At 64.1% G+C, this 21,832-nt stretch carries 18 protein-coding genes; 6 read left to right on the top strand and 12 right to left on the bottom strand.

What is annotated here, in order from left to right:
• Window positions 1-5: 5 nt before the first annotated feature.
• Together ONR75_RS11935 and ONR75_RS11930 are read right to left on the bottom strand one after the other, a co-directional pair.
• Entirely contained in the window at window positions 6-1,553 is a 1,548-nt protein-coding gene (locus tag ONR75_RS11935; RefSeq protein WP_265082773.1) for a WS/DGAT/MGAT family O-acyltransferase, read from the bottom strand.
• 214 nt (window positions 1,554-1,767) lie between these two features.
• Window positions 1,768-2,022, bottom strand: coding sequence for a DUF6489 family protein (locus tag ONR75_RS11930; protein WP_265082772.1), 255 nt, complete (start codon window positions 2,020-2,022; stop codon window positions 1,768-1,770).
• Window positions 2,023-2,325: 303 nt separating this feature from the next.
• Between ONR75_RS11930 and ONR75_RS11925 the strand changes: the two genes are divergently transcribed.
• The 6 genes from ONR75_RS11925 (at window position 2,326) to ONR75_RS11900 (ending at window position 9,184) form a co-directional block, all read left to right on the top strand.
• Window positions 2,326-3,912, top strand: a complete 1,587-nt coding sequence (locus ONR75_RS11925; protein ID WP_265082771.1) for an ABC transporter substrate-binding protein — start codon at window positions 2,326-2,328, stop codon at window positions 3,910-3,912.
• A 163-nt stretch (window positions 3,913-4,075) separates the two neighbouring features.
• Window positions 4,076-5,056, top strand: a complete 981-nt coding sequence (locus ONR75_RS11920; RefSeq protein WP_265082770.1) for an ABC transporter permease — start codon at window positions 4,076-4,078, stop codon at window positions 5,054-5,056.
• 10 nt (window positions 5,057-5,066) lie between these two features.
• The gene (locus tag ONR75_RS11915; RefSeq protein ID WP_265082769.1) at window positions 5,067-6,005 is read left to right on the top strand and encodes an ABC transporter permease; all 939 of its coding nucleotides are present in this window, start codon (window positions 5,067-5,069) and stop codon (window positions 6,003-6,005) included.
• Between the two features lie 29 nt (window positions 6,006-6,034).
• Window positions 6,035-7,027: an ABC transporter ATP-binding protein gene (locus ONR75_RS11910; RefSeq protein WP_265082768.1), complete on the top strand. Its 993-nt coding sequence runs from the start codon at window positions 6,035-6,037 to the stop codon at window positions 7,025-7,027.
• Complete coding sequence (locus tag ONR75_RS11905; protein ID WP_265082767.1) at window positions 7,024-8,007, top strand: ABC transporter ATP-binding protein; 984 nt, start codon at window positions 7,024-7,026, stop codon at window positions 8,005-8,007. Before ONR75_RS11910 ends, ONR75_RS11905 begins: the two co-directional genes overlap by 4 nt.
• Window positions 8,008-8,167: 160 nt before the next feature.
• Window positions 8,168-9,184 (top strand): transposase, encoded by a 1,017-nt coding sequence (locus ONR75_RS11900; RefSeq protein ID WP_320109724.1) that lies wholly within the window; start codon window positions 8,168-8,170, stop codon window positions 9,182-9,184.
• 87 nt (window positions 9,185-9,271) lie between these two features.
• Here ONR75_RS11900 and ONR75_RS11895 read toward each other — a convergent pair whose 3' ends face one another.
• The 10 genes from ONR75_RS11895 to ONR75_RS11850 form a co-directional block, all read right to left on the bottom strand.
• Window positions 9,272-10,021 carry a hypothetical protein gene (locus tag ONR75_RS11895; protein WP_265082766.1) on the bottom strand — a complete coding sequence of 250 codons (750 nt, stop codon included), beginning with the start codon at window positions 10,019-10,021 and terminating at the stop codon, window positions 9,272-9,274.
• A 95-nt stretch (window positions 10,022-10,116) separates the two neighbouring features.
• The gene (locus ONR75_RS11890; RefSeq protein WP_265082765.1) at window positions 10,117-13,218 is read right to left on the bottom strand and encodes a MexW/MexI family multidrug efflux RND transporter permease subunit; all 3,102 of its coding nucleotides are present in this window, start codon (window positions 13,216-13,218) and stop codon (window positions 10,117-10,119) included.
• A gap of 116 nt (window positions 13,219-13,334) precedes the next feature.
• A complete protein-coding gene (locus tag ONR75_RS11885; protein WP_265082764.1) occupies window positions 13,335-14,528 on the bottom strand; it encodes an efflux RND transporter periplasmic adaptor subunit in 1,194 nt (397 codons plus the stop codon).
• Between the two features lies 1 nt (window position 14,529).
• On the bottom strand, window positions 14,530-15,231 hold the full coding sequence (locus ONR75_RS11880) for a TetR/AcrR family transcriptional regulator (protein ID WP_265082763.1): 702 nt from the start codon (window positions 15,229-15,231) through the stop codon (window positions 14,530-14,532).
• Between the two features lie 81 nt (window positions 15,232-15,312).
• The gene (locus tag ONR75_RS11875) at window positions 15,313-16,176 is read right to left on the bottom strand and encodes a sugar phosphate isomerase/epimerase family protein (RefSeq protein WP_265082762.1); all 864 of its coding nucleotides are present in this window, start codon (window positions 16,174-16,176) and stop codon (window positions 15,313-15,315) included.
• Window positions 16,176-17,366: a dihydrodipicolinate synthase family protein gene (locus ONR75_RS11870; RefSeq protein ID WP_265083631.1), complete on the bottom strand. Its 1,191-nt coding sequence runs from the start codon at window positions 17,364-17,366 to the stop codon at window positions 16,176-16,178. The genes ONR75_RS11875 and ONR75_RS11870 overlap by 1 nt, the downstream gene beginning before the upstream one ends.
• Window positions 17,367-17,375: 9 nt before the next feature.
• Complete coding sequence (locus tag ONR75_RS11865; RefSeq protein ID WP_265082761.1) at window positions 17,376-18,527, bottom strand: Gfo/Idh/MocA family protein; 1,152 nt, start codon at window positions 18,525-18,527, stop codon at window positions 17,376-17,378.
• 2 nt (window positions 18,528-18,529) lie between these two features.
• Window positions 18,530-19,930 (bottom strand): hypothetical protein, encoded by a 1,401-nt coding sequence (locus tag ONR75_RS11860; RefSeq protein WP_265082760.1) that lies wholly within the window; start codon window positions 19,928-19,930, stop codon window positions 18,530-18,532.
• Window positions 19,931-19,941: 11 nt separating this feature from the next.
• On the bottom strand, window positions 19,942-20,805 hold the full coding sequence (locus ONR75_RS11855; protein WP_265082759.1) for an ABC transporter ATP-binding protein: 864 nt from the start codon (window positions 20,803-20,805) through the stop codon (window positions 19,942-19,944).
• Between the two features lie 24 nt (window positions 20,806-20,829).
• Entirely contained in the window at window positions 20,830-21,822 is a 993-nt protein-coding gene (locus ONR75_RS11850; protein WP_265082758.1) for an ABC transporter substrate-binding protein, read from the bottom strand.
• Window positions 21,823-21,832: the final 10 nt, after the last annotated feature.

The following is a 21,832-nucleotide window of genomic DNA, read 5'->3' as shown; positions in this document are numbered from 1 at the left end:
TGAGCTCAACTGGCAGCGCTTTGCAGATTGCCGGGCGGCGCGAACGCCGCCTGCAGCTCGGCGAACTCCTGCGGCAGCATGTCGGCCAACACCTGGACATGGGGGATGATATTGGCCCCGGCGATGAAACCGAAATCGAGCTGGTCGCGATAGCTCTGCACGGTGATGTTCAGCGCCAGGCCATGGGTGGCGATCGACACCGGGAAGATGTGCAGCAGCTCGGCGCCGGCCGCATACAGCGTCTGCCGCGGGCCGGGCACGTTGGACACCGTGATGTTGGCCGCGGGCGGCAGCACGTCGGACAGGCTGGAGCGGCTGTAGAGCAGCGCCAGGATCTGCACCACGATCGGCGCGCCGAGCATCGAGACGTTCGACACCTGCGGCATCAGCGCCCGCAGCGGGTGCGACATTTCCTTCGACTTGGTCGATTGCGCGATGATCGCTTCCAGCCGCGCCTTGGGATCGGCGATATCGCTGGCGATGGCGCAGATCATGCCGAACACCTGGTTGTTGGCTTCGGTATTGCCCTCCTCGCGCAGCGAGATCGGCACCGCAGCGGTCATGGATTTCGCCGGCAACTCCCCGCGCTCCTTGAGATAGCGCCGGACCACGCCCGATGACAGCGCCAGCACCACATCGTTGAGCTTGCCGCCGGCCTGCTTGGCCAGCGCCTTGGCCGCCGACAGCGACACCGAGACCCCGGCAAAGCTGCGCTCCGACGAGATCGCCTTGTTGAGCACGGTGGACGGCGACACCATGCTGGTGAGGCTGTCGCGCGACTTGGGATCGGCCACCTTACCGACGACATCGGCCACGCTCTTCAGCATGGTAGGAAGGGCGCCGGCAAACTTCACCGCGCTCTCGATCTGGAACATGGCGTTGTCGAACAGGATCGAGCCGAGGTCGCTCTTGCCGCTGCGCGGCAGTTCGATGCCCTTGGCAGCGGCGCTATCGAACGGATTCAGCCATAGCTGCCGGTAGGAATCGATCAGGCCGGCGGCGATATCGCGCGGCTCCGGCCCGGCCTTGGCGCGGGCCGCGGGCTTCTCCACCTCGCGCGGCACCGGCGTCACGTCATAGATCATGTTGGTCAGCGCCGCGCCGGCGCCGCCGTCGATGCAGGCGTGGTGCATCTTGGAATACAGCCCGACCTCGTTGTCCTTCATGCCCTCGAAGACGTAGAACTCCCATAGCGGTCGCGCGCGGTTGAGCAGCTTGGCATGCATCCAGCCGACGATGCGCTCCAGCGTGGCGCGGTCATGCGGCGCCGGCAGGGTGCCGCGGAAGATATGGCGGTCGATATCGAACTGGTCGTCCTCGACCCAGGAAGGATGATCGATGTCCAGCGGGGTCTTTTCCAGCCGCGCCTTGAGGATCGGCGCGAGGTGCAGGCGCGACGCGATCATCGCCTTGAATTCTTCAAAGAAGCTGCCGGCGTGGCCCTCGGGCAGCCGGAAGATCGCCATGCTGCCGACGTGCATCGGCATCTCCGGCGTCTCGAGATAAAGAAACGACGCGTCCATCGAGGACAGCTTCTTGCCGGCGTCCGCCATGATGTCCCTCCCCGTAACCATGCCGGCGCCTTTGCGGCGCTCTGACGGGGATTGTGCCTGTTCCGGTAGCGGATATGCAATGGCAAAAATGAGATGCCGTAGGGTGGGCAAAGGCGCGTTGCGCCGCGCCCACCATCGTCGCGCGATCATTGAACCGCTGTGGCGGGCACGCCTCGCCGCGCTTGCGCCGCCGAGGCTTTGCCCACCCCACAAGTTACTTCTTCTCCGGCGTCCGGCCGGTGGCGAGCGAGGCCATGTTGGAGAACATTTCCGTAAAGCGCTCACCCATCTTGGGATCGAAGGTGAACCAGCTCTGCATGATGGATTCCGGGGAGAACTTGTCGATGTTGGCCATCATCTTTCCCTGCATCTGGTCCATCATCGCGGCCTGCATCGGCTGCACGTCGGGAAGGCCAAAGAACGCACGCGCCTCTTCCGGGGTGCAATCCACGACAACGGTAACTTTCATCAAAGGCTCCTGAATCCGGTCGTCATGCCGACGTGCACGACGACGCAGCGCCAGTATCGCCGCGGTCCGTCACAATGCAAGCGGTCCGGCTGATGCAGTGCAGCGCGCGAGCAACCGAAGCGTTCGACGCCGGAGGCCTTGGGATCGTCGAGCGGCGCCACCCCGGTGATCATGTCCGCCAGCGGCCGTCCGCTGGCCGGGTCTGCCAGATGCCGCTTGCGCCGGATAGAAACTCTGCCAACATGGCACGTGGGTTGCAGGGTAACGCGGTGCTGGCAGCAACCGCCGGGGGAGACGCGACGCATGTTGATCCGTAAGATTTGTCTGGCCGCATCGATCGCCATCTTCGCGACGTGTTCGGCCCAGGCGCAGACGCTACGCTATGCCAACCAGGGCGATCTGAAATCGCTCGATCCCTATACGCTGAACGAATCCACCACCATCGCCCATCACGGCCATATCTATGAAGGCTTGACCGCGCGCGACAAGGACCTGACGATCATTCCCGGCCTCGCCGAAAGCTGGGAAACGCCGGAACCGACCCGCTGGCGCATCCACCTGCGCAAGGGCGTCAAATTCCACAACGGTGACCCCTTCACCGCCGACGACGTGGTGTTCTCCGCCGACCGCGTCCGTGCCAAGGGCTCGAACTTTGCGACCCGCGTCCCCAGCGATGCCAAGGTGGTCAAGATCGACGACTACACCGTCGACTTCATCCTGACCGCGCCCAATCCGATCCTGACGTCGCTGTGGGATACCTGGTACATCATGGACAAGAAGTGGTGCGAGGAAAACGGCGCCGTCGAGCCGACCCCAGCCGCAGCCACCACACCGAGCTTTGCGTCGCTGCACGCCAATGGCACCGGGCCGTTCACCATCGAAAGCCATCAGCCCGGCGTCAAGACCGTGTTCAAGGCCAACCCGAACTGGTGGCGCAACCCCGAGCACAATCTCAAGGAAATCATCTTCACGCCGATCGCATCCGACGCCACCCGCGTCGCAGCCTTGCTGTCGGGCGAGATCGACATGATGGAGCCGGTGCCAATCCAGGATATCGCGCGGGTCCAGGCCAGCCCCAACGCCGTGGTGATGACCGGTCCCGAACTGCGCACCATCTTCCTCGGCATGGACCAGGTCCGCGACGAACTGGGATTCTCCAACGTCAAGGGCAAGAACCCGTTCAAGGACATCCGCGTCCGCGAGGCCTTCTACAAGGCCATCGACATCGAGCTGATCAAGACCCGCGTCATGCGCGGCCTGTCGACGCCGTCGGCCCTGATGATTGCGCCACAATTGTTCAAGCTGTCGGGCGAGTTCACCCGGCCGAAATATGATGCAGACGGTGCCAAGAAACTGCTCGTCGCGGCGGGCTATCCCGACGGGTTCGAAGTCGGCATGGATTGTCCCAATGACCGCTACGTCAACGACGCCGCGATCTGTCAGGCCGTGGTCGGCATGCTGGCGCGGATCGGCATCAAGGTGAACCTGCTGGCGCAGCCGAAGGCGCTGTATTTCGCCAAGATCCTGAAGTCCGGCGGCTTCAACTCCTCGTTCTACATGCTGGGTTGGACGCCCAGCACGCTCGACTCCCACAACGTGCTGTACGAGATCATGGGCTGTCGCGACAATCCCGCCAGCTCGCGCGGCGACACCAATGTCGGCGGCTACTGCAACAAGGACTTCGACGCCCTCACCGACAAGGTGCTGCAGGAAACCGATCCGTCCAAGCGCGACCTGCTGATCAAGGCCGCCTATGAGATCGGCGCCAAGGACTTCGGCTACATCCCGCTGCACCAACAGGCGCTGGCCTGGGGCGTGTCGAAGAAGGTCAAGCTCACCCAGCGCGCCGACAACCAGGTGCTGCTGTACTGGGCCACCAAGCAGGATTAGGGCCTCATCCTGAGGGGCCGCCTCTTGGCGGCGTCTCGAAGGATGAGCACAACAACTCATGGTTCGAGACGCCCGCCCAGCGGCGGGCTCCTTACCATGAGGGCCCCGTTTCGTTGTTCATGCGCCTCGCCGCATTCACCTTTTGAGAAAGCGAAAGGACTCCATGCTCGCTTTCATTCTGCGCCGCGCTTTGCAATCTGTCGGCGTGATGATCGCCGTGGGTATCATCTCGTTTGCCATGTTCCGCTTCGCCGGCGACCCGGTGAACCAGATCGTGTCGATCGATACCTCGTATGAGCAGCGTATGCAGATCCGCAAATCGCTCGGGCTCGACGATCCCGTTCCCGTGCAGTTCGCGCGCTATTTTATTGATGCGGCGCAGTTCAAGTTCGGCGTCTCCTACCAGTTTCGCCAGCCGGTCTCGGCCCTGCTGAAGGAGCGCATGCCGGCGACGCTTGAACTCGCCACCTGCGCCACCATCCTGGCGATGCTGTCCGGCATCCTGATGGGGGTGTATTGCGCGCTGCGCCGCGACTCGCTGCTCGCGAAGCTGTTCCAGGCGGTGTCGCTGATCGGCATCTCGCTGCCGACCTTCCTGATCGGCATCCTGCTGATCTACCTGTTCTCGGTGGTGCTGGGCTGGCTGCCATCGTTCGGGCGCGGCGACGTCGTGCATTTCGGCTGGTGGACCACCGGCCTGCTCACGGCGTCCGGCCTCAAGGCGCTGATCATGCCGTCGATCACCCTCGGCCTGTTCCAGATGACGCTGATCATGCGGCTGGTGCGCGCCGAAATGCTCGAAGTGCTGCGCACCGACTACATCCGCTTCGCCCGGGCCCGCGGCCTGACCACGCGGGCGATCCATTTCGGCCACGCGCTGAAGAACACGCTGGTGCCGGTCATCACCGTCGCCGGCCTGCAGTTCGGCTCGGTGATCGCCTTTGCGATCATCACCGAGACCGTGTTCCAGTGGCCCGGCATGGGGCTGTTGTTCGTGCAGGCGGTGCAGAACGTCGACATTCCGATCATGGCCGCCTACCTGCTGGTGGTGTCGTTGATCTTCGTCACCATCAACCTGATCGTCGACATCCTCTACACCATCGTCGATCCGCGCCTGCGCGCCACCGTGGGCCGGCCGGCATGAGCGCACGAACATGACCGACATTCCCGCCCCGCGCCATCGCTCCCTGTTCGCGCGCGCCATCGATAGCGACATCTTCTATTTGTTCCGCCGTTCGAAGATGACCATGGTGGCGGCCTTCGTCACCTTGGTGTTCTTCCTGCTGGCGATCTTCGCCACCTGGCTGGCCGTGCAAAACCCCTTCGATCCGGCGCAGCTCGAACTGATCAATTCGCGCATCGCGCCGCTGTGGACCGCGGATGGCCAGAGTCCGTTCCTGCTCGGCACCGACGAACAGGGCCGCGACGTGCTCTCCGCCATCCTCTACGGCCTGCGGGTGTCGCTCACCGTCGGCGTGCTCGGCGTGGCCTTCGCAGCTGTGCTCGGCATCTCGCTCGGCCTGATCGCCGGCTATTTCGGCGGCTGGATCGACACCCTGATCATGCGCATCGCCGACGTGCAGCTGACCTTTCCCGCCATCCTGATCGCGCTGCTGATCGACGGCGTCGTCAAATCGGCGCTCGGCAACCAGCTCGATGCCACCACCACCCTCATGGTGCTGGTGGTCGCCATCGGCTTGAGCTTCTGGGTGCAATATGCCCGCACCGTCAGGGGCTCGGTGATGGTGGAGAAGAACCGGGACTATGTCGCCGCGGCGCAGCTGATCGGGCTGCCGGCGCGGGTGATCATGATCCGCCACGTGCTGCCCAATACCATGGGGCCGATCCTGGTGATCGCCACCATCAACCTGGCGCTGGCCATCATCACCGAAGCGACGCTGTCGTTCCTCGGCTCCGGCATGCCCGACACCATGCCGTCGCTGGGCACGCTGATACGCATCGGCAACAACTATCTGTTCTCCGGCGAGTGGTGGGTGGTGATCTTTCCGGGCCTGGCGCTGGCGTCGCTGATCCTGTCCATCAACCTGCTCGGCGACTGGCTGCGCGACGCGCTGAATCCGAAACTGCGATGACGTCACACCCCTTTCAGGCAAAGCCGCGCATGATCGAACCCGTCCTCTCCGTCCGCGATCTCCGGGTCGAGTTCGTCAATCGGCGCGGCGCGCTGCGCGCCATCGACGGCGTCTCTTTCGACATCGCCAAGGGCGAGGTGCTGGGCGTGGTCGGCGAATCCGGCGCCGGCAAATCCGTCACCGGCCTCGCCGCCATCGGCCTGATCGACCCGCCCGGCCGCATTGCCGGCGGCGAGATCTGGCTCTCCGGCCTGCGCATCGACAATCTGCCGCCGGAGGACATGCGGAGAATCCGCGGCAGGCGCATCGGCATGATCTTCCAGGATCCGCTGACCAGCCTGAACCCGCTGTACCGGATCGGCGACCAGCTGGTCGAAACCATCCGGACCCATCTCAACCTCAACGAAACCGCCGCGCGAAAACGCGCCATCGACCTGCTCGCCGAGGTCGGCATCCCCGCGCCGGAAAAACGCATCGATGCCTATCCACACGAGTTCTCCGGCGGCATGCGCCAGCGGGTGGTGATCGCGCTGGCGATCGCTGCCGAGCCCGAACTGATCATCGCGGACGAGCCGACCACCGCGCTCGACGTCTCCGTACAGGCGCAGATCATCGCGCTGATCAAGCGGCTCGGCCGCGACCACGGCACCGCGGTGATGCTGGTAACCCACGACATGGGCGTGATCGCCGAGACCTCGGACCGCGTCGCGGTGATGTATTCCGGCCGCATCGCTGAGATCGGCCCGGTGCGCGACGTGGTACAGAATCCGCTGCATCCCTATGCCAAGGGCCTGATGGGCGCGATCCCGACGCTCGCCGGCGACGCCAGCAAGCGCCTCGTGCAAATTCCGGGCTCGATGCCGCGGCTGTCGAACATTCCGCCGGGCTGCGCCTTCAACCCGCGCTGCGCCTTTGCCTTCGATCGCTGCCGGATCGAGCGGCCGGAGCCGATCCCCGTCGGCGCCCAGAGCGTCGCCTGCCATCTCTATGACCGCGACGCGGCGACGGAGTCCGCGGCATGACGAAACTCGTAGAGGTGAGTAACCTCCGTCGGACCTTCGACGTCTCAAGGCCCTGGCTGAACCGGGTGATCGAGCGCAGCCCGATGGAATTCTTGCGCGCGGTGGACGGCGTATCGTTCGATATCGCCAAAGGCGAGACCTTTGCGCTGGTCGGCGAATCCGGCTCGGGCAAGACCACGGTGGCGCGCATGGTGGTGGGGCTGCTGCCGCCCTCCTCCGGCGAGGTCATCATCGACGGCGTCTCCATGAGCGATCCCCGACAGGCGCAAGCGCGGCAGAAGCTGCGCAAGCGCATCCAGATGATCTTTCAGGATCCCTATGCGTCGCTCAATCCGCGCATGCGCGTCGGCACCATCGTTGCCGAGCCGATCCGCGCCTTCGACCTGATCCAGGGCGAGCGCGACATCAACGGCCGCGTCGGCGAGTTGCTGGCGCTGGTGGGGCTCCATCCCGACGATGCGCAGAAGTTTCCGCACGAATTCTCCGGCGGCCAGCGCCAGCGCGTGGCTATCGCCCGCGCGCTGGCCTCGGAAGCCGAGTTTCTCGTGTGCGACGAGCCGACCTCGGCGCTCGACGTCTCCGTGCAGGCGCAGATCCTCAACCTGATGCGCGACCTGCAGGACAAGTTCGGCCTGACCTACCTGTTCATCAGCCACAATCTCGCGGTGGTCCGGCACATGGCAAGCCGGATCGGCGTGATGTATCTCGGCCGCATTGTCGAGATTGCCGAAGGCCGCGAATTGTTCAGCCATCCGCGTATGCCCTACACCCGCATGCTGCTCGGTGCGGTGCCGGATCTGGCGATGTCCGGCCGCGCCCGCATCGCCGTGAAGGGTGAGATCCCCAACCCGATCGACCCGCCGTCCGGCTGCCCGTTCCATCCGCGCTGCCCGGACGTGTTCGACCTGTGCCGCGCCGTGGTGCCGGAATTGATCGATGGCGTGGCGTGTCACGCGGTGAATGGGGTTTCAGCGCCCTAGCCTCGTTTCCCGGACGCGGTGCAGCGCTCTTGCGCTGCTCCGCAGATCCGGGACCCAATCGACGCACAACTGAGCATGGGCCCCTGTGTAGTCGGGATCTGTCATGATGGGTGCGGGCGGGATGCCGTTGGGCCCCTGGTCATGAAGACCGTGATCCGGCTTGGCACCCGCCCGCGCTACATTACCCACACCTGAACAGTTGATCGAGGCCGTTCGCCGCGGACCTCGCAGCACAGGGACAGGCATCATGATCATACATCCTGGCTTCGTTGGAATCGATATCTCCAAGGACTTTCTTGACGTCTTCGACAGCAACATCGGCACGGTGCGCCGCATCGACAACCTCCCCGAGGCGGTCAACGCCTTGATCGCGGGGTGGGCCGGCAGCGATGTATTCGTGCTGTTCGAGGCCACCGGCCACTACGACAAGGCGCTGCGCCGGGCCTTGAGCGCGGCCGGCATCGCTTTCGCGCGGGTCAACCCCGCCCGCGCCCGGGATTTCGCCCGCTCCATCGGCTTGCTCGCCAAGACCGACGCAATCGACGCGCGGATGCTGGCGGCGATGGCCCAATGCCTGCGGCCCGGCGCCGACGGCACCACCGACCCGGCGCGGGAGCAGCTTGCCGACCTGCACAAGCGCCGCGATCAGCTCGTCGCCTGCCGCAAGCAGGAGCGCACCCGCCTTGCCGCAACCGGCGCCGACCTGCTGGACGAGCTGATGCAGCATATCGCCTGGCTCGATCAGGCTATCCAGCGCATCGATCGGCGGATCGCCACCCTGATTGCCGGGCAGCAGGGCCTGCACGCCGCACAACGCCTGATGCGCTCGGTGCCGGGCATCGGCCCGGTTTGCGCCGCCACGCTGTTGGCACTGATGCCGGAACTCGGCTCCCGCTCGCCAAAGGCCATCGCCGCTTTGGCTGGACTGGCGCCCTTCAATGTCGATAGCGGCAAGTTCCGCGGTGCCCGCAAGATCCACGGCGGCAGGCGCCGGGTCCGCGAAGCCCTCTACATGGCGGCCGTCTCCGTCACTCGAACCAAATCCCGGTTCGCAGCAGCCTATCGTGCCCTGAGAGACGCGGGCAAACCCGCCAAAATCGCCCTGATCGCCGTCGCTCGCAAGCTGCTCGTCACCCTCAAGGCGGTGCTTCGTGATCAAGCGCCCTTTCACGCTTGATCACGAAAATTACAGTTGCCGGATCTGCGAAGCACCACGCCGCAAGCGCGGCGCAGTGCACCGCGTCCGGGGCACGAGGCCTTGCCGTTAGATCACGAATTCCCGCGACACCCGCCGTGTGTCCATCTCGAATTCCAGGTCAACAACCGGCGGCCGGGCATAGTGCCAGGTCAGGCCGGAGCGGGCCGCACCGTGACGCACCAGTTCGTCGGCAGCCACGGCATGGAAATCGTGCACGGTGTAGACCTGCGTCGCGGTGGTATCCTTCCAGCCGTGGCCGAAGGCGCCGAGACGGCTTTCCATCTCGCCGACCGTAAAACGGACCTTGTCCTGCCAGGCGGCCGGACTGAGATCGCGATAGCGCACGATTCGTTCCGGATAGCTGCCGGGGCCGCCGCGCGACTCCGCGCCGCCGGCGATCACGAAGCTCGGCCGCGCGCCGAGCATCGGCCGCGTGAAGCAGAAGGCGTAGAAGGACGGCTCCAACGGCGGATCGATCTCGGGGCAGACGTTGCTGCGCGCCACCGGATTGTTGGTGCCGACGCCATCGAAGATGCCCCAGTCAGCGAGCGTCGTAACGTAGCGCTCGTTGAAAGCGCGAAAGCCGGCTTCGTCGACAGCCGCCGGCGATCGCAACTCGCAGGCGCAGAATGACGTCAGCGGACGATCGGCCGCTTCGATGTAATCGGCGATCATCGAAAAGCCGTCCGCCAGTGGAACCGGCTGGTCGAAGCGGACGCGCTCGATCTCGAAATCCGGATGCGCCTTGACGCCGCTGGAGTACTGGAACACGGCGGGAATGTAGCTGTAGTTTCCGGCCGGAAAGTCGCGCGTCATGGGGATTCCTGTCGATTGCGAAAGCACACAAAGAAATGGCGGATCGAACGATGTTCGATCCGCCATCAAACCTCAAAGAATCCGCTCTCGCAAGCTCAGGTCGGCCGCAGCGCCGGCGAGGAATGCTGCATGTCGAACTCCTCGATCTCCTTCGCGCGCTGCGATTCCTTGCCGGCGCGATGATCGGTGGCGATCGCGACGTAAACCGCCGGCAGCACGAACAGCGTGAACAGCGTGCCGATCATCATGCCGGACACCACCACAAGACCGATCGAGAACCGACTGGCCGCACCGGCACCCGCTGCGGTCAGCAGCGGCAGCAGGCCGGTGACCATGGCCGCCGTGGTCATCAGGATCGGGCGCAGACGCACGCGGGCCGACATCTCGATGGCCGAGCGCTTGTCGAGGCCTTCCTTCAGCTGCAGCTCGTTGGCGAACTCCACCATCAGGATGCCGTGCTTGGAGATCAGTCCGACCAGCGTGAGCAGGCCGACCTGGGTGTAGATGTTGATCGTCGCCACACCGAAGAATAGCGGGATCAGCGCGCCCGAGATCGCCATCGGCACCGAGATCATGATCACCAGCGGATCGCGCAGCGACTCGAATTGCGCCGCCAGCACCAGGAAGATGATGATCAGCGCAAAGCCGAAGGCGATAGCGAGCTGGTTGCCTTCCTGCACGTACTGCCTGGAATCCGCGAGGTAGTCGTGGTTGAAGCCGGACGGCAACTGCTTGGCCGCGCTCTCCAGGAAGTCGACCGCGGCACCGACGGTGACGCCTGGCATCGGAACGGCCTGGAAGGTCGCCGAATTCAGCTGGTTGTAGTGCGACAGGGCGTTGGGGTTGGTGGCGGTTTCCACGGTGACCAGCGTCGATAGCGGGATCTGCTGACCGGACGTGCTCGCAACATAGTAATTTGCCAGCGAGTCCTGCGAAATCCGCAACGCGCGCGGCACCTGCGGAATGACCTGGTAGGAGCGCCCCTCGAGGTTGAAGCGGTTGGTGTAGTTGCCGCCGAGCAGCGTCGACAGCGTGCTGCCGATGCTCGCCATAGTGACGCCGAGGTCGTTGGCCTTGTTGCGGTTGACCTTCACCTTGACCACCGGCTGGTTGTAGTCGAGGTCGCTATCAGCGACGATGAACAGACCGCTCTTGCGCGCGGCGTCCTTGAGCTTGTTCATCTCCTCATAGACCGACTGGAAGCCATTGGTGGAGTTGATCACCATCTGGATCGGCAGGCCGCCCGGTCCGCCGGGCAGCGCCGGCAGGTTGAAGGCGAAGGCATTGACGCCCTCGATCTTGCTGAGCTCGGCCTGCACCAGCGGCTTCAGCTTGGTGGTCGAGCGCGTGCGCTCGTCCCACGGCTTCAGCGCCATGCCGGCAATGCCGTTGGAGGGACCGTTGGTGCCGTTGATGATGAAGCGCAGATCGGTTTCCGGGAACGTCTGGAAGACCTTGTCCATCTTGTCGCTATAGAAGTCGGCATAATCGATGTTGGCGTATTTCGGCGCCTTGGTCACAGCGAACAGGATGCCCTGATCTTCCTCGGGCGCCAGTTCCTTCGACGTATGCTGATACATGAACACCACGAGGCCGAGGATCACGACGGCGAACAGCGCGGTGATCGGACGGTAATCCAGCGAACGGTCGAGCTGACGGCCGTACCAGCGCGTGGTGGCGCCGAACACCATATCGACCTTCTTGGCGAACCAGCCCGGCTCCTCCTGCTTCAGCAGCACCGAACACATCATCGGCGACAGCGTCAGCGCGATCACACCGGAGACGATCACCGAGCCGGCCAGCGTGAAGGCAAACTCGCGGAACAGCGCGCCGGTGAGGCCGCCGAGGAAGCCGATCGGCGCGTAGACCGCCGCCAGCGTGATGGTCATGGAGATCACCGGGCCGACGATTTCGCGGGCACCCTCCAGCGAGGCCTGCACCGGCGACTTGCCCTCCTCGAGATGACGATGGATGTTCTCCACCACCACGATGGCGTCGTCGACCACCAGGCCGATCGCCAGCACCATGGCCAGCAGGGTCAGCATGTTGATGGAGAAGCCCATCACCAGCATCAGGCTGCAGACGCCGACCAGCGACAGCGGGATGGTGACCACCGGGATGATGACCGAACGGAACGAGGCGAGGAACAGGAAGATCACCACGATGACGATGCCGACCGCCTCGATCAGCGTGTGTTCGACCTCGTTGATTGAAGAGGTGATGAACTTGGTGGAATCGTAGGCCACCTTCATCTTCAGCGACGGCGGCAGGTTGCGCTCCAGCTCGGGGAACAGCTTGCGCACGCCCGCCACGATGTTGAGCGGATTGCCCTGCGGGGTCGACTGGACGCCGATGAAGATCGCGCGCTCGCCGTTGAAGGCCACGCTGGCATCGGCGGTTTGCGCCGCCAGCTCGACGGTGGCGACATCCTCGATGCGCACGAAGCCGCCGTCCTTGGCCTTGATGGTCATCCGCTTGAACTGATCGACATTCTGCAGATCGGTATTCGCGGTGACGTTGGAGATGATGTAGTAGCCCTTGGTCTGACCGGCCGCGGACTGGAAGTTGTTGGCGCGGATCGCCGCGGTGACGTCATCCGGCGAAACGCCGCGACCCTGCATGCGCACCGGGTCGAGCCACAGCCGCATCGCGAAGGTCTGGCCGCCGAGGATGTCGGCCGAGGCGACGCCGTCGACGGTGGACAGCACCGGCTGCACTGCGCGCGTCAGGTAATCGGAAATCGCCGAGCCTGACAGCTCTTCGCTGGAAAACCCGAGATACATCACCGCGGTGGTCGAGCCGGTCGACTTGACGATCACCGGATCGTTGGCCTCTTTCGGGATCAGGTACTTGACCGAGTTGACCTTCGACAGCACTTCGGTGAGCGCGGCGTTGGGATCGTTGTTCAGCTTGACGTAGACCGAGATCAGGCTCTGGCCCTGGGTCGAGGCCGAGGTCATGTAGTCCAGGCCTTCGGCGGCAACGACGGCCTGCTCGATGGGCGTGGTGATGAACCCCTGCATCAGGTCCGGCGACGCGCCGGGATACACCGTGGTGATGGTGATCACGGTGTTCGACAGCTTGGGATATTGCCGGATCGGCAGGCTGGTGGCGGCCTTGAAGCCGATCAGCAGGATCAGCAGGCTGACCACCAGCGCCAGCACCGGGCGCTTGATGAAGATGTCCGTGAAAACCATTGCGACGCTCCGTCACCGGCATCCGACGCCGGCCTCAACGGCCGCGCATCGATGCGAGAATTGATTCAACAAATCGCCGGAAACGGATCGCGCACGGCGCGATCCGTTCGACCGTATCAGTTCAGCGGCGCCTTCGCCGGAATCTGCGGCGCAGGGTCGGTCGAGATCGCCACCGCGGCACCGGACTGCAGCTTGAGCTGGCCGACCTGCACCACCTTGTCGCCGGGGTTCAGCCCGCGGACGATGACAGCGCGACCATCGATGCGATCGCCGGTCTTCACAAAGGTGCGCACGGCATTGAGGCTGGTCTTGCCGTCGTCGGTCTTCTTCTCGGTGATCAGGTAGACCGAGTCGCCGTACAGCGTGTAGTCCACTGCGGTTTCCGGCACCGTGATCACGGCCGGCTTGTCCGGCAGCACCACCGTGGTGGTGGCGAACATGCCGGGCTTCAGAATGCCCTCGGGGTTCTGGATCGTCGCCTGCACGCGGATATTGCGGGTGTCGGCGCTGATCTGCGGTTCGATGGTCGTCAGCGCCCCTTCGAACTTGCGGCCGGGATAGGCATCGACGGAGATGCGCACGACCTGGCCGACCTTGAGCGTTCCCGAATCCTTCTCGGTGACCGTGAAGTTAGCGAACACGGCGGACAGATCCGTCAACGACACGATCTGGGTGCCGGCGGTGAGATACTGTCCGACCTCGACGCGGCGGGTGCCGAGCACGCCGTCGAATGCCGCGCGCACGAGCTTCTGCGAGATCACCGCTTCGGTCTTGGCAATGCCTGCCTGCGCCTGGTCATAGGCAGCCTGCGCGGTGTCCACCGTCGCCTGCGGGCCGAACTGGCGCGCGGCCAACTGCTTGGCGCGATCGAGGTTCAATTCCGCCACCTTGGCCTGGGCCTTGAAGCTGGCGAGATCGCCCTGATCGGGGGCGTCGAACAGCTGCACCAGCGGCGTGCCGGCCTTCACCGTGGAGCCCGCCTTGAACATGATGTCGGTGATGCGGCCGTTGACGTCGGAGGTGACGTTGACCTGATGCACGGCGGCGAGATCGCCGACGGCGTTGATCAGGTTTGGAATCACTTCGGACTTTGCCTCGGCCGCGGTGACCAGGGTCGGCGGCGGCTTGTTGTTGGCGAAGAACTCCGCAATCTTCATGGCGCGGAACGAATTGAAGCCAACCAGCGCGCCGACCAGCAGTGCCAGCAGCAGGCCGACGATGATGAACCATTTGATCATGCGCACCGGACGCGGGCGCGGCTTCTCGACGGTGGCGCGCGGCGCCGCACTGGCTTGTGTGGTGATCGTCATGTCATGCGCTTTCTGTCGTTGCCGGCTGCACCAGATCCGCCGCTAACGCGCGGTCCAGATGCGATGCAATTGCCGTTTCTTTAAGACCAATACCGCGAAGGATAAATTCACACAGCTGCCGGTCGAGATCGGCCGCATGGGCATAGGACAGGCACGGCACCGCGGGCAGTCGCGACAGCGCCGCCATCATCACCGTGTGGTGCGCGAACCAGAACAGGTTGATCGGCTCGCCGGTGCCGCGCACGGCGTCGTCGGCCAGAACGGCCTGCTCGAAGGCTGCCGTGAAGGCCGGTCCGATCAACTCGTTGATCTTGTTGAACAGCAGGCGGGCGAACTCGCCGTCATCGAGGTGGCTGATGATCATCAGCCGCATGCGCTGCGCTTCCTCCTGGTCCGGGTGTTCGGAGATCTCCAGGAAATGCCCGACCATGCCGCGAATCAGCACCACCAGCGTGGCCGTCGACGGCGGTAGCCCCAGCAGCTTGTTCAGCTCCGGATCGGCATCGCACTCCTCGGCGAGAATTTCGGCGTACAGCGCCGATTTGGTCGGGAAATGTTTGAACAACAGGCCTTCGGAAATCTTCGCCGCCGCCGCCACGCTCTTGGTCGTGGTGCCGGCGAATCCATTGCGCGCGAAGCAACGCTTCGCCGCGCTCAGGATCAGCTCCCGCCGGAGGTCATGGGTCATCCGTAAACTGCTCATATTGTGAGTAACCACTCACTTGAGCAAAAGTCAACGAAATGATGCGATGCACCAAGGTAGAATCACGCAGGCGCTCCGATATTAAACGACCGTCTTGTGTCTGGCGATACATGTCTCCAGCACATCGTCCATCGGCCTGCCCCACCAGCTCTCGGAAAAGATCTCGATCTCCGAATAGCCGGCGAAGCCCTGCGCCTCGACCGCCGCGCGCACCGACTTGATGTCGATGACCCCGTCGCCCATCATGCCGCGGTCGTTGAGGATGTCCTTGGTCGGCACCAGCCAGTCGCAGACGTGGAACGCCATCAACCGGTCCTTGCCCGCGCGAACGATCTGCGGCGGCAGCTCCGGATCCCACCAGATGTGATAGACGTCGAGCGCGACGCCGAGCATGCCCGTGCGGTTGGGGTCGAGCCGGTCGCAGATGTCCAGCGCCTGCTCCGTCGTATTGACGCAGGCGCGGTCGCCGGCATAGGCCGGATGCAGCGGCTCGATGGCCAGCGGCATGCCGGCCTGCTTGGCGTAGTCCATCATCTCCGCAATGCCGTCTTCGACCTGGGCGCGCGCGTTCGCGATATTTTTCGATGGGCTACTTCCTGGCCGCGAATATTGCGGCAAGCCGCCCACCACCAGCACGATGCACGGCGCTTTCAATGCCACGGCTTCGTCGACGCAGCGACGGTTGTCATCGCGCTGCTGCTGGCGATGCGCCTCGTCGGAGACGAACATGCCACCGCGACAGTAGCCGGACAACTCGATGCCTGCGTCCCGGATCACCTTCGCGGCGCGATCGAGCCCGATGGAAGCAACCTGGTCGCGCCACGGATCGATGGCACGGATGCCATGCCTGGCGCAGGCATCGACTATCTCGGCGAGGTCGCCCTGCTTGCGGACGGTGGCGGTGTTCAGCGACAGCCAGCGATGATCCCCAGAGAAATCGCGCATCAGGCTTCGATCCCGCGAGTTGCCAAAATCGCCTTCATCCGCTGCGTCGCCTTTTCCGGATTCGACAACAGTCCGGCCTGGTCGGCGAGTCGGAACAGTTCGGCCAGATGCAGCGTCGAGCGCGTGCTCTCCTGCCCACCGATCATGGTGAAATGGTCCTGGTGGCCGTTGAGATAGGCCATGAACACGATGCCAGTCTTGTAGAAGCGCGTCGGCGCCTTGAAGATATGCCGCGACAACGGCACGGTCGGGCCGAGTACGTCGCGAAAGCCTTTTTCATCCCCCGCCGCCAGCCGCGACAGCGCATAGGATGCCGCCGGCGCGATGGCGTCGAAGATGCCCAGAAGCGCGTGGGAAAAACCCTTGTCGTCGCCGGCGATCAGTTCGGCATAGTTGAAATCGTCGCCGGTATACATTTTCACTTCCGGCACAAGCCGGCGGCGCATGTCGATCTCGCGCTGCGCGTCGAGCAGCGACACCTTGACGCCATCGACCTTGGCGGCGTTGCGGTTGATGACGTCCACCGCGATGTCCATGGCCGCGTCGAGGCTGGACGTGCCCCAGTAGTTCGCCAGTGCCGGATCGAACATGTCGCCGAGCCAATGGATGATCACGGGCTGACTGACCTGCGACAGCACGCGGTCATAGACGCGACCGTAATCCTCGGCACTCTTGCCGAGCTTGGCCAGCGCCCGCGAGGCCATCAGGATAATGCGGCCGCCGGCCTTCTCGACCGCTGCGATCTGCTCCTCATAGGCGTGGATCACGTCGTCGAGCGACCTAGCATCTTCCACCGCGAGATGATCGGTGCCGGCGCCGGAAAATACCAGACCGCCGCGCGGCCTGGCCGCCGCCACCGAACGCCTGATCAGTTCCAGCGAGGTCGGCCAGTCCAGCCCCATGCCGCGCTGCGCGGTGTCCATCGCCTCGGCCACGCCGAGGCCGAGGTCCCAGATGTGCTCGCGAAACGCGATGGTGCGGTCCCAGTCGATCGCCGCGGTCAGCCACGGATCGCCCTCGGCCAGCGGATCGGCCACCACATGGGCGGCCGAGAACGCCACGCGGTTCAGCGTGCCCGTGAGCTTCGCGGGAAAACTGCGTGACGCCGCCAGCCGATAGGTTTCAAGCGAACGATCGGCCTTCGGCAGCTTCAGCGACAATGACGACATGGGTTGGACTGGCTTGTTCATCATGCGACCTCAGACCTTGAGCGTGGGGACATCGATCCAGCGGCGCTCTTTCCAGCTTTCCAGCGCGCATTCGACAAGCTGCACGCCCTTGGCGCCTTCCAGCAGCGTGTACTTGTACGGCGCGTCCTCGCAGACGTGGCGGATGAACATCTCCCACTGCTCCTTGAAGCCGTTGTCGTAGACGGCGTTGTCCGGCACCTTCTGCCAGTCGGCGTAAAAGTCGTGGGTACGCTTCTCGTCGGGATTCCACACCGGCCGCGGAGTCGCCTGGCGAGCCTGGATCATGCATTCGCTGAGGCCGGCGACGGCCGAACCATGGGTGCCGTCGACCTGGAAGGTGACGAGATCGTCGCGATAGACGCGCGTCGCCCACGACATGTTCATGTGGGCGATCACGCCGCCCTTCAGCTTGAAGGTGGCGTAAGCGGAGTCATCGGCGGTGGCCGTGTACTTCTTGCCCTGCTCGTCCCAGCGCGCCGGAATGTCGGTGGTGCCGAGGCAGGTCAGGCTCTCGACTTCGCCGAACAGATTGTCGAGTACGTAGCGCCAGTGGCAGACCATGTCGAGGATCATGCCGCCGCCGTCTTCGGCACGGTAGTTCCAGGACGGCCGCTGCGCTTCCTGCCAGTCGCCTTCGAACACCCAGTAGCCGAACTCGCCGCGCACCGACAGCATCTTGCCGAAGAAGCCGCTGTCGCGCAGCATCGCCAGCTTCTTCAGGCCGGGCAGGAACAGCTTGTCCTGCACGGTGCCGTGCTTGAGGCCCTTGGCATTGGCCTGCTTGATGACGTCGAGTGCGGCGGCAAGGTTGGTCGCAATCGGTTTCTCGCAATAGATGTGCTTGCCGGCAGCGATCGCCTTGTTGAGCAGGCCGGGCCGCGCCTGCGTGGTGGCGGCATCGAAGAAGATGGTGTCGTCCTTGTTCTGCAACGCCTCGTCGAGATCGGTGGTCCAGCGCTCGATGCCGTACTTTTTGGCGAGGCCTTCGATCTTCTCGGCATTGCGCCCGACCAGGATCGGATCCGGCATCATGCGGTCGCCGTTCTTCAGGGTCACGCCGCCCTGCGCGCGGATCGCGACGATCGAGCGCACCAGATGCTGGTTGAGTCCCATGCGGCCAGTGACGCCGTTCATGATGATGCCGAGGCGATGGACAGCCATAGTTAGTGCTCCTGGAGGATTTTTGTTCTGGGGCGCTGGAGCGGCGCAAGGGCCGACCATTCCGGATGGGCGCCGGATGCGAATCCGGCAGAGGTCAGCGATCCCGTCAGGAGATCGCCGTCGTGAATGTTGAGCCGGATGACCTCGCCATCGCGGCGATAGAGATCGGGATGCGCCTTCAGAAACGCTTCGGCCTCGGCCGCCGGCGCCTCGCCAAAGCCATCGACATAGTGATGGCCGTTGCGCTCGGCGTGCGTCACGCCGATCAGCGCGCCCAGCGCCAGATCCTGCTGCACACCGAGCCCGGCCTGGCAGGTCAGGTCCTCGCCAGTGACGAAATAGGGAACACCCTGCTCGCTCCACGCCGCGGCGCGGGTGGCGTTGACGATGGACTTGTAGAGGCCTTTGCAGGATTTCGACGAGATGCCGCGATAGCCCAGCGCCCGCGCCATCGGGAACGCGTCCCAGCTATCGTCGGCCTCGTCGACGATGAAATTGTGCGACGACAGGTGGCCGAGCGGCGCCTGCTTGGTGAGGTCGCGCGGCATCGGCTGCTCGATATACAGCAGCTTTGACGCGATCGGCCGCAGCGCGGTGTCGTGTTCGAGGCGATCGACCAGCGCACCAAGCGCGTCGAGATCGGCATACTGCTCGTTGGCGTCGAGCGAGACCTTGTAATCATACGGCAGCGTGGCCAGCGCGTTGCCTATCTTCGTTAGCCGCGCCGCATCGGCTTCCGGATCGCCATTCATCTTCAGCTTGAAATAGCGCGCACCCGAATTTTCACGGGCATCGGCGACGCCGCCCTCGCCTTCGATGCGGTCATCGAGTCCGACGGTGTGTCGCACCGCGACCCGCGCCAGCCGCTTGCGGCCCGCCAGAAATGTCGCGATGTCGTCAGGGCCGACACCCGGCGCCAATCGCGCGTCGAGGCCGGCCACATTCCCCGCCATGCCGGTGAAGAAATCCAGCTTCAGGCCCCGCAGCAGCGCGTCGAGGACCGCCTTGTCGATTTCCGCCGGCCCGAACGCGGCGGCCAGCGGCGGGATGTCGACCCGGGCGCAGGCGGCCATCTGGTCGGCGATGGCGCCGGCATGCAGCGCAAAGGCAGTGATCAGGCCGGACTGCGCCAGATACAAATCGCGCGCGATGCTCAGCGACTGCCTGAGCTCCTGTATGGTGTCATCGATGTCGAGATGAGCCCGCTTGTCGAACCATTTCGGCACCATCATCTCGGCGCTGGCGCCGACGAATACGCCGCGGCCCTCGACCTCCAGCTCGACGCGCACGAAGGCCTGCGGCGCAGCGTTGACCGTCACCGCGCCAAAGCGGAACGGCCGCACAAACACCACCGGGCGTTCATACAGCGCGATCTCGCGCAAAGCGATGCGGGGAGCGGTCATATCGAGCAGCCCTAGTCCAGCGCGCTTTGGGTAAAGAAATGCTTTCGCACCCGTGCCACCAGTTCGGTGAACACCGGGTTGGCCATCGTGTCGAGGTTGCGGTCGCGGCCGAGCGGCACGTCGTAGATCGCCTCGATACCGCCCGGCCGCTCGGTCATCACCAGCACCTTGTCAGCGAGAAACACTGCTTCCGGGATCGAATGGGTGATCAGCAGGATCGTCTTGCCGGTCTGGCGCTGGATCCGCGACAGTTCAACATTCATCTTCTCACGCGTCATCGCGTCCAGCGCGCCAAACGGCTCGTCCATCATCATGATCTTGGGATCGTGCACCAGCGCACGGCAGATCGAGGCGCGCTGCTGCATGCCGCCGGACAGCTGCCACGGCAGCTTCTTCTCGAAACCTTCGAGGCCGACCATCTTCAAAAGCTGCTTCGCCCGCTCCAGAAATTTCTCGCGCGGCAGCTTCTTCATGTCGATCGGCAGCATCACGTTCGACAGGATGTTGCGCCACGGCAGCAGCAGCGCGTTCTGGAACACGATACCGACATCGCCATGCGGCTCGGTGACCTTGTTGCCGTCGACCAGGATTTCCCCGGTGGTCGGCGCCAGCAGGCCCGAGATCATCTTCAGCAAGGTAGACTTGCCGCAGCCGGAGGGGCCGACAACGACAAAGAACTCGCCGTCGTTGATGTGGAAGTCCAGCGGTCGCAGCGACTGCACCTTGCCGTCGCCGGTCCCGTAGGTCTTGGAGACACCGGAGAGATGGATCCCCGACGCCTTGTTGACGGGCTGTTCTGACACCAAGCGAAGATGTGCGGTCGCTGGATCCACGCTCATATCCAAGCCCTTGGCCTTCATCGTCGCTGCAGTCATCAGATCAGTCCCGTCGTTCACCAATTACTTCGGCAAGTAGTCGTTGGTGTAGAACGCCTTCGGATTTTCCTTGGCCTTGGCTTCGAGGCCGCCGTATTCGACCATGAGATCGATCGAATCCTTCATGTTCTGATCGGTGACCTGGAACGGCCGCTTACCCTTGGTTTCCGGAGTCGAGTAGAACGGAATTGTGAGTTCGAAGCCCTGGGTCAGGGTGTCGATCTTGCCACCCTTCGGATTGGCATCAAGGATCGACTGCGCGGCGGCCTTCGGCTCCTTTGATGCGGCTTCCACGGCCTTGGTGGTGGCCGACATGAAGCGCTTGACGAGATCCGGATTGGCTTTGGCATAGTCGGTATTGGTGACGATTCCCGACGACACCAGATGAATGCCGTAGTCGGCGAACTTGATCGGGTAGACGTCCTTGCCGGTGGCGTCCTTGATCTTCATGGACTGGTCCATGACGTAGCCGAGCAACAGGTCTGCCTGGCCGTTGATGACCGCGTTGAGCTTGGTCTGGCCGTCGCCTGCGACCGTCTTGAAATCGGATTCCTTCAGCCCCGCCTTCTTCAGGAACAGCGGCCAGATCTGGGTCATCGAATCCGCCGGCGTGATCGCCACGGTCTTGCCCTTGATGTCGTCGGGCTTCTTGATATTCTTGTCGACGAAGCCCATCACCGACATCGCGGTGGTCTGCAGCAGCACGCCGGTGGCGATCACCGGGGCGCCCTTGACCGCGGCGCGCATCATGGTGGGCACGTCGACATAGCCGAAGTTGACGGATTTGGCGGCGACAGCCTGCACGGTGGCAGCAGAGCCGCGGCCCTCCTGGATATCGAGATCGATGCCCTCGGCCTCATAGATGCCCTTGGCCTTGCCGTAATAGAACGGCGCGTGCTCGCCGTAGACGTACCAGTTCAGCATCAATGTGACCTTGTCGGCGGCGGCCGCCGGAGTCACGGTGGCGATCGCGGTCCAGATCAGCGCCGTCGAACAGGTGGTAATCCATTTCAGCATGTTAGCCTCC

Origin of the sequence: Rhodopseudomonas sp. P2A-2r, assembly GCF_026015985.1 — a bacterium.
GTDB lineage: Bacteria > Pseudomonadota > Alphaproteobacteria > Rhizobiales > Xanthobacteraceae > Tardiphaga.
This window is presented reverse-complemented; position numbering and strand designations above follow the sequence as displayed.

Excerpts from the sequence above, each read along its gene's own strand:
- ONR75_RS11935 (WP_265082773.1), bottom strand. The coding sequence starts at position 1,553 with ATGGCGGACGCCGGCAAGAAGCTGTCCTCGATGGACGCGTCGTTTCTT.
- ONR75_RS11860 (WP_265082760.1), bottom strand. The coding sequence starts at position 19,930 with ATGACCGCTCCCCGCATCGCTTTGCGCGAGATCGCGCTGTATGAACGC.
- ONR75_RS11885 (WP_265082764.1), bottom strand. The coding sequence starts at position 14,528 with ATGACGATCACCACACAAGCCAGTGCGGCGCCGCGCGCCACCGTCGAG.
- ONR75_RS11925 (WP_265082771.1), top strand. The coding sequence starts at position 2,326 with ATGTTGATCCGTAAGATTTGTCTGGCCGCATCGATCGCCATCTTCGCG.
- ONR75_RS11890 (WP_265082765.1), bottom strand. The coding sequence starts at position 13,218 with ATGGTTTTCACGGACATCTTCATCAAGCGCCCGGTGCTGGCGCTGGTG.
- ONR75_RS11905 (WP_265082767.1), top strand. The coding sequence starts at position 7,024 with ATGACGAAACTCGTAGAGGTGAGTAACCTCCGTCGGACCTTCGACGTC.
- ONR75_RS11850 (WP_265082758.1), bottom strand. The coding sequence starts at position 21,822 with ATGCTGAAATGGATTACCACCTGTTCGACGGCGCTGATCTGGACCGCG.
- ONR75_RS11930 (WP_265082772.1), bottom strand. The coding sequence starts at position 2,022 with ATGAAAGTTACCGTTGTCGTGGATTGCACCCCGGAAGAGGCGCGTGCG.
- ONR75_RS11880 (WP_265082763.1), bottom strand. The coding sequence starts at position 15,231 with ATGAGCAGTTTACGGATGACCCATGACCTCCGGCGGGAGCTGATCCTG.
- ONR75_RS11865 (WP_265082761.1), bottom strand. The coding sequence starts at position 18,527 with ATGGCTGTCCATCGCCTCGGCATCATCATGAACGGCGTCACTGGCCGC.
- ONR75_RS11875 (WP_265082762.1), bottom strand. The coding sequence starts at position 16,176 with ATGCGCGATTTCTCTGGGGATCATCGCTGGCTGTCGCTGAACACCGCC.
- ONR75_RS11910 (WP_265082768.1), top strand. The coding sequence starts at position 6,035 with ATGATCGAACCCGTCCTCTCCGTCCGCGATCTCCGGGTCGAGTTCGTC.
- ONR75_RS11855 (WP_265082759.1), bottom strand. The coding sequence starts at position 20,805 with ATGACTGCAGCGACGATGAAGGCCAAGGGCTTGGATATGAGCGTGGAT.
- ONR75_RS11915 (WP_265082769.1), top strand. The coding sequence starts at position 5,067 with ATGACCGACATTCCCGCCCCGCGCCATCGCTCCCTGTTCGCGCGCGCC.
- ONR75_RS11870 (WP_265083631.1), bottom strand. The coding sequence starts at position 17,366 with ATGAACAAGCCAGTCCAACCCATGTCGTCATTGTCGCTGAAGCTGCCG.
- ONR75_RS11920 (WP_265082770.1), top strand. The coding sequence starts at position 4,076 with ATGCTCGCTTTCATTCTGCGCCGCGCTTTGCAATCTGTCGGCGTGATG.
- ONR75_RS11895 (WP_265082766.1), bottom strand. The coding sequence starts at position 10,021 with ATGACGCGCGACTTTCCGGCCGGAAACTACAGCTACATTCCCGCCGTG.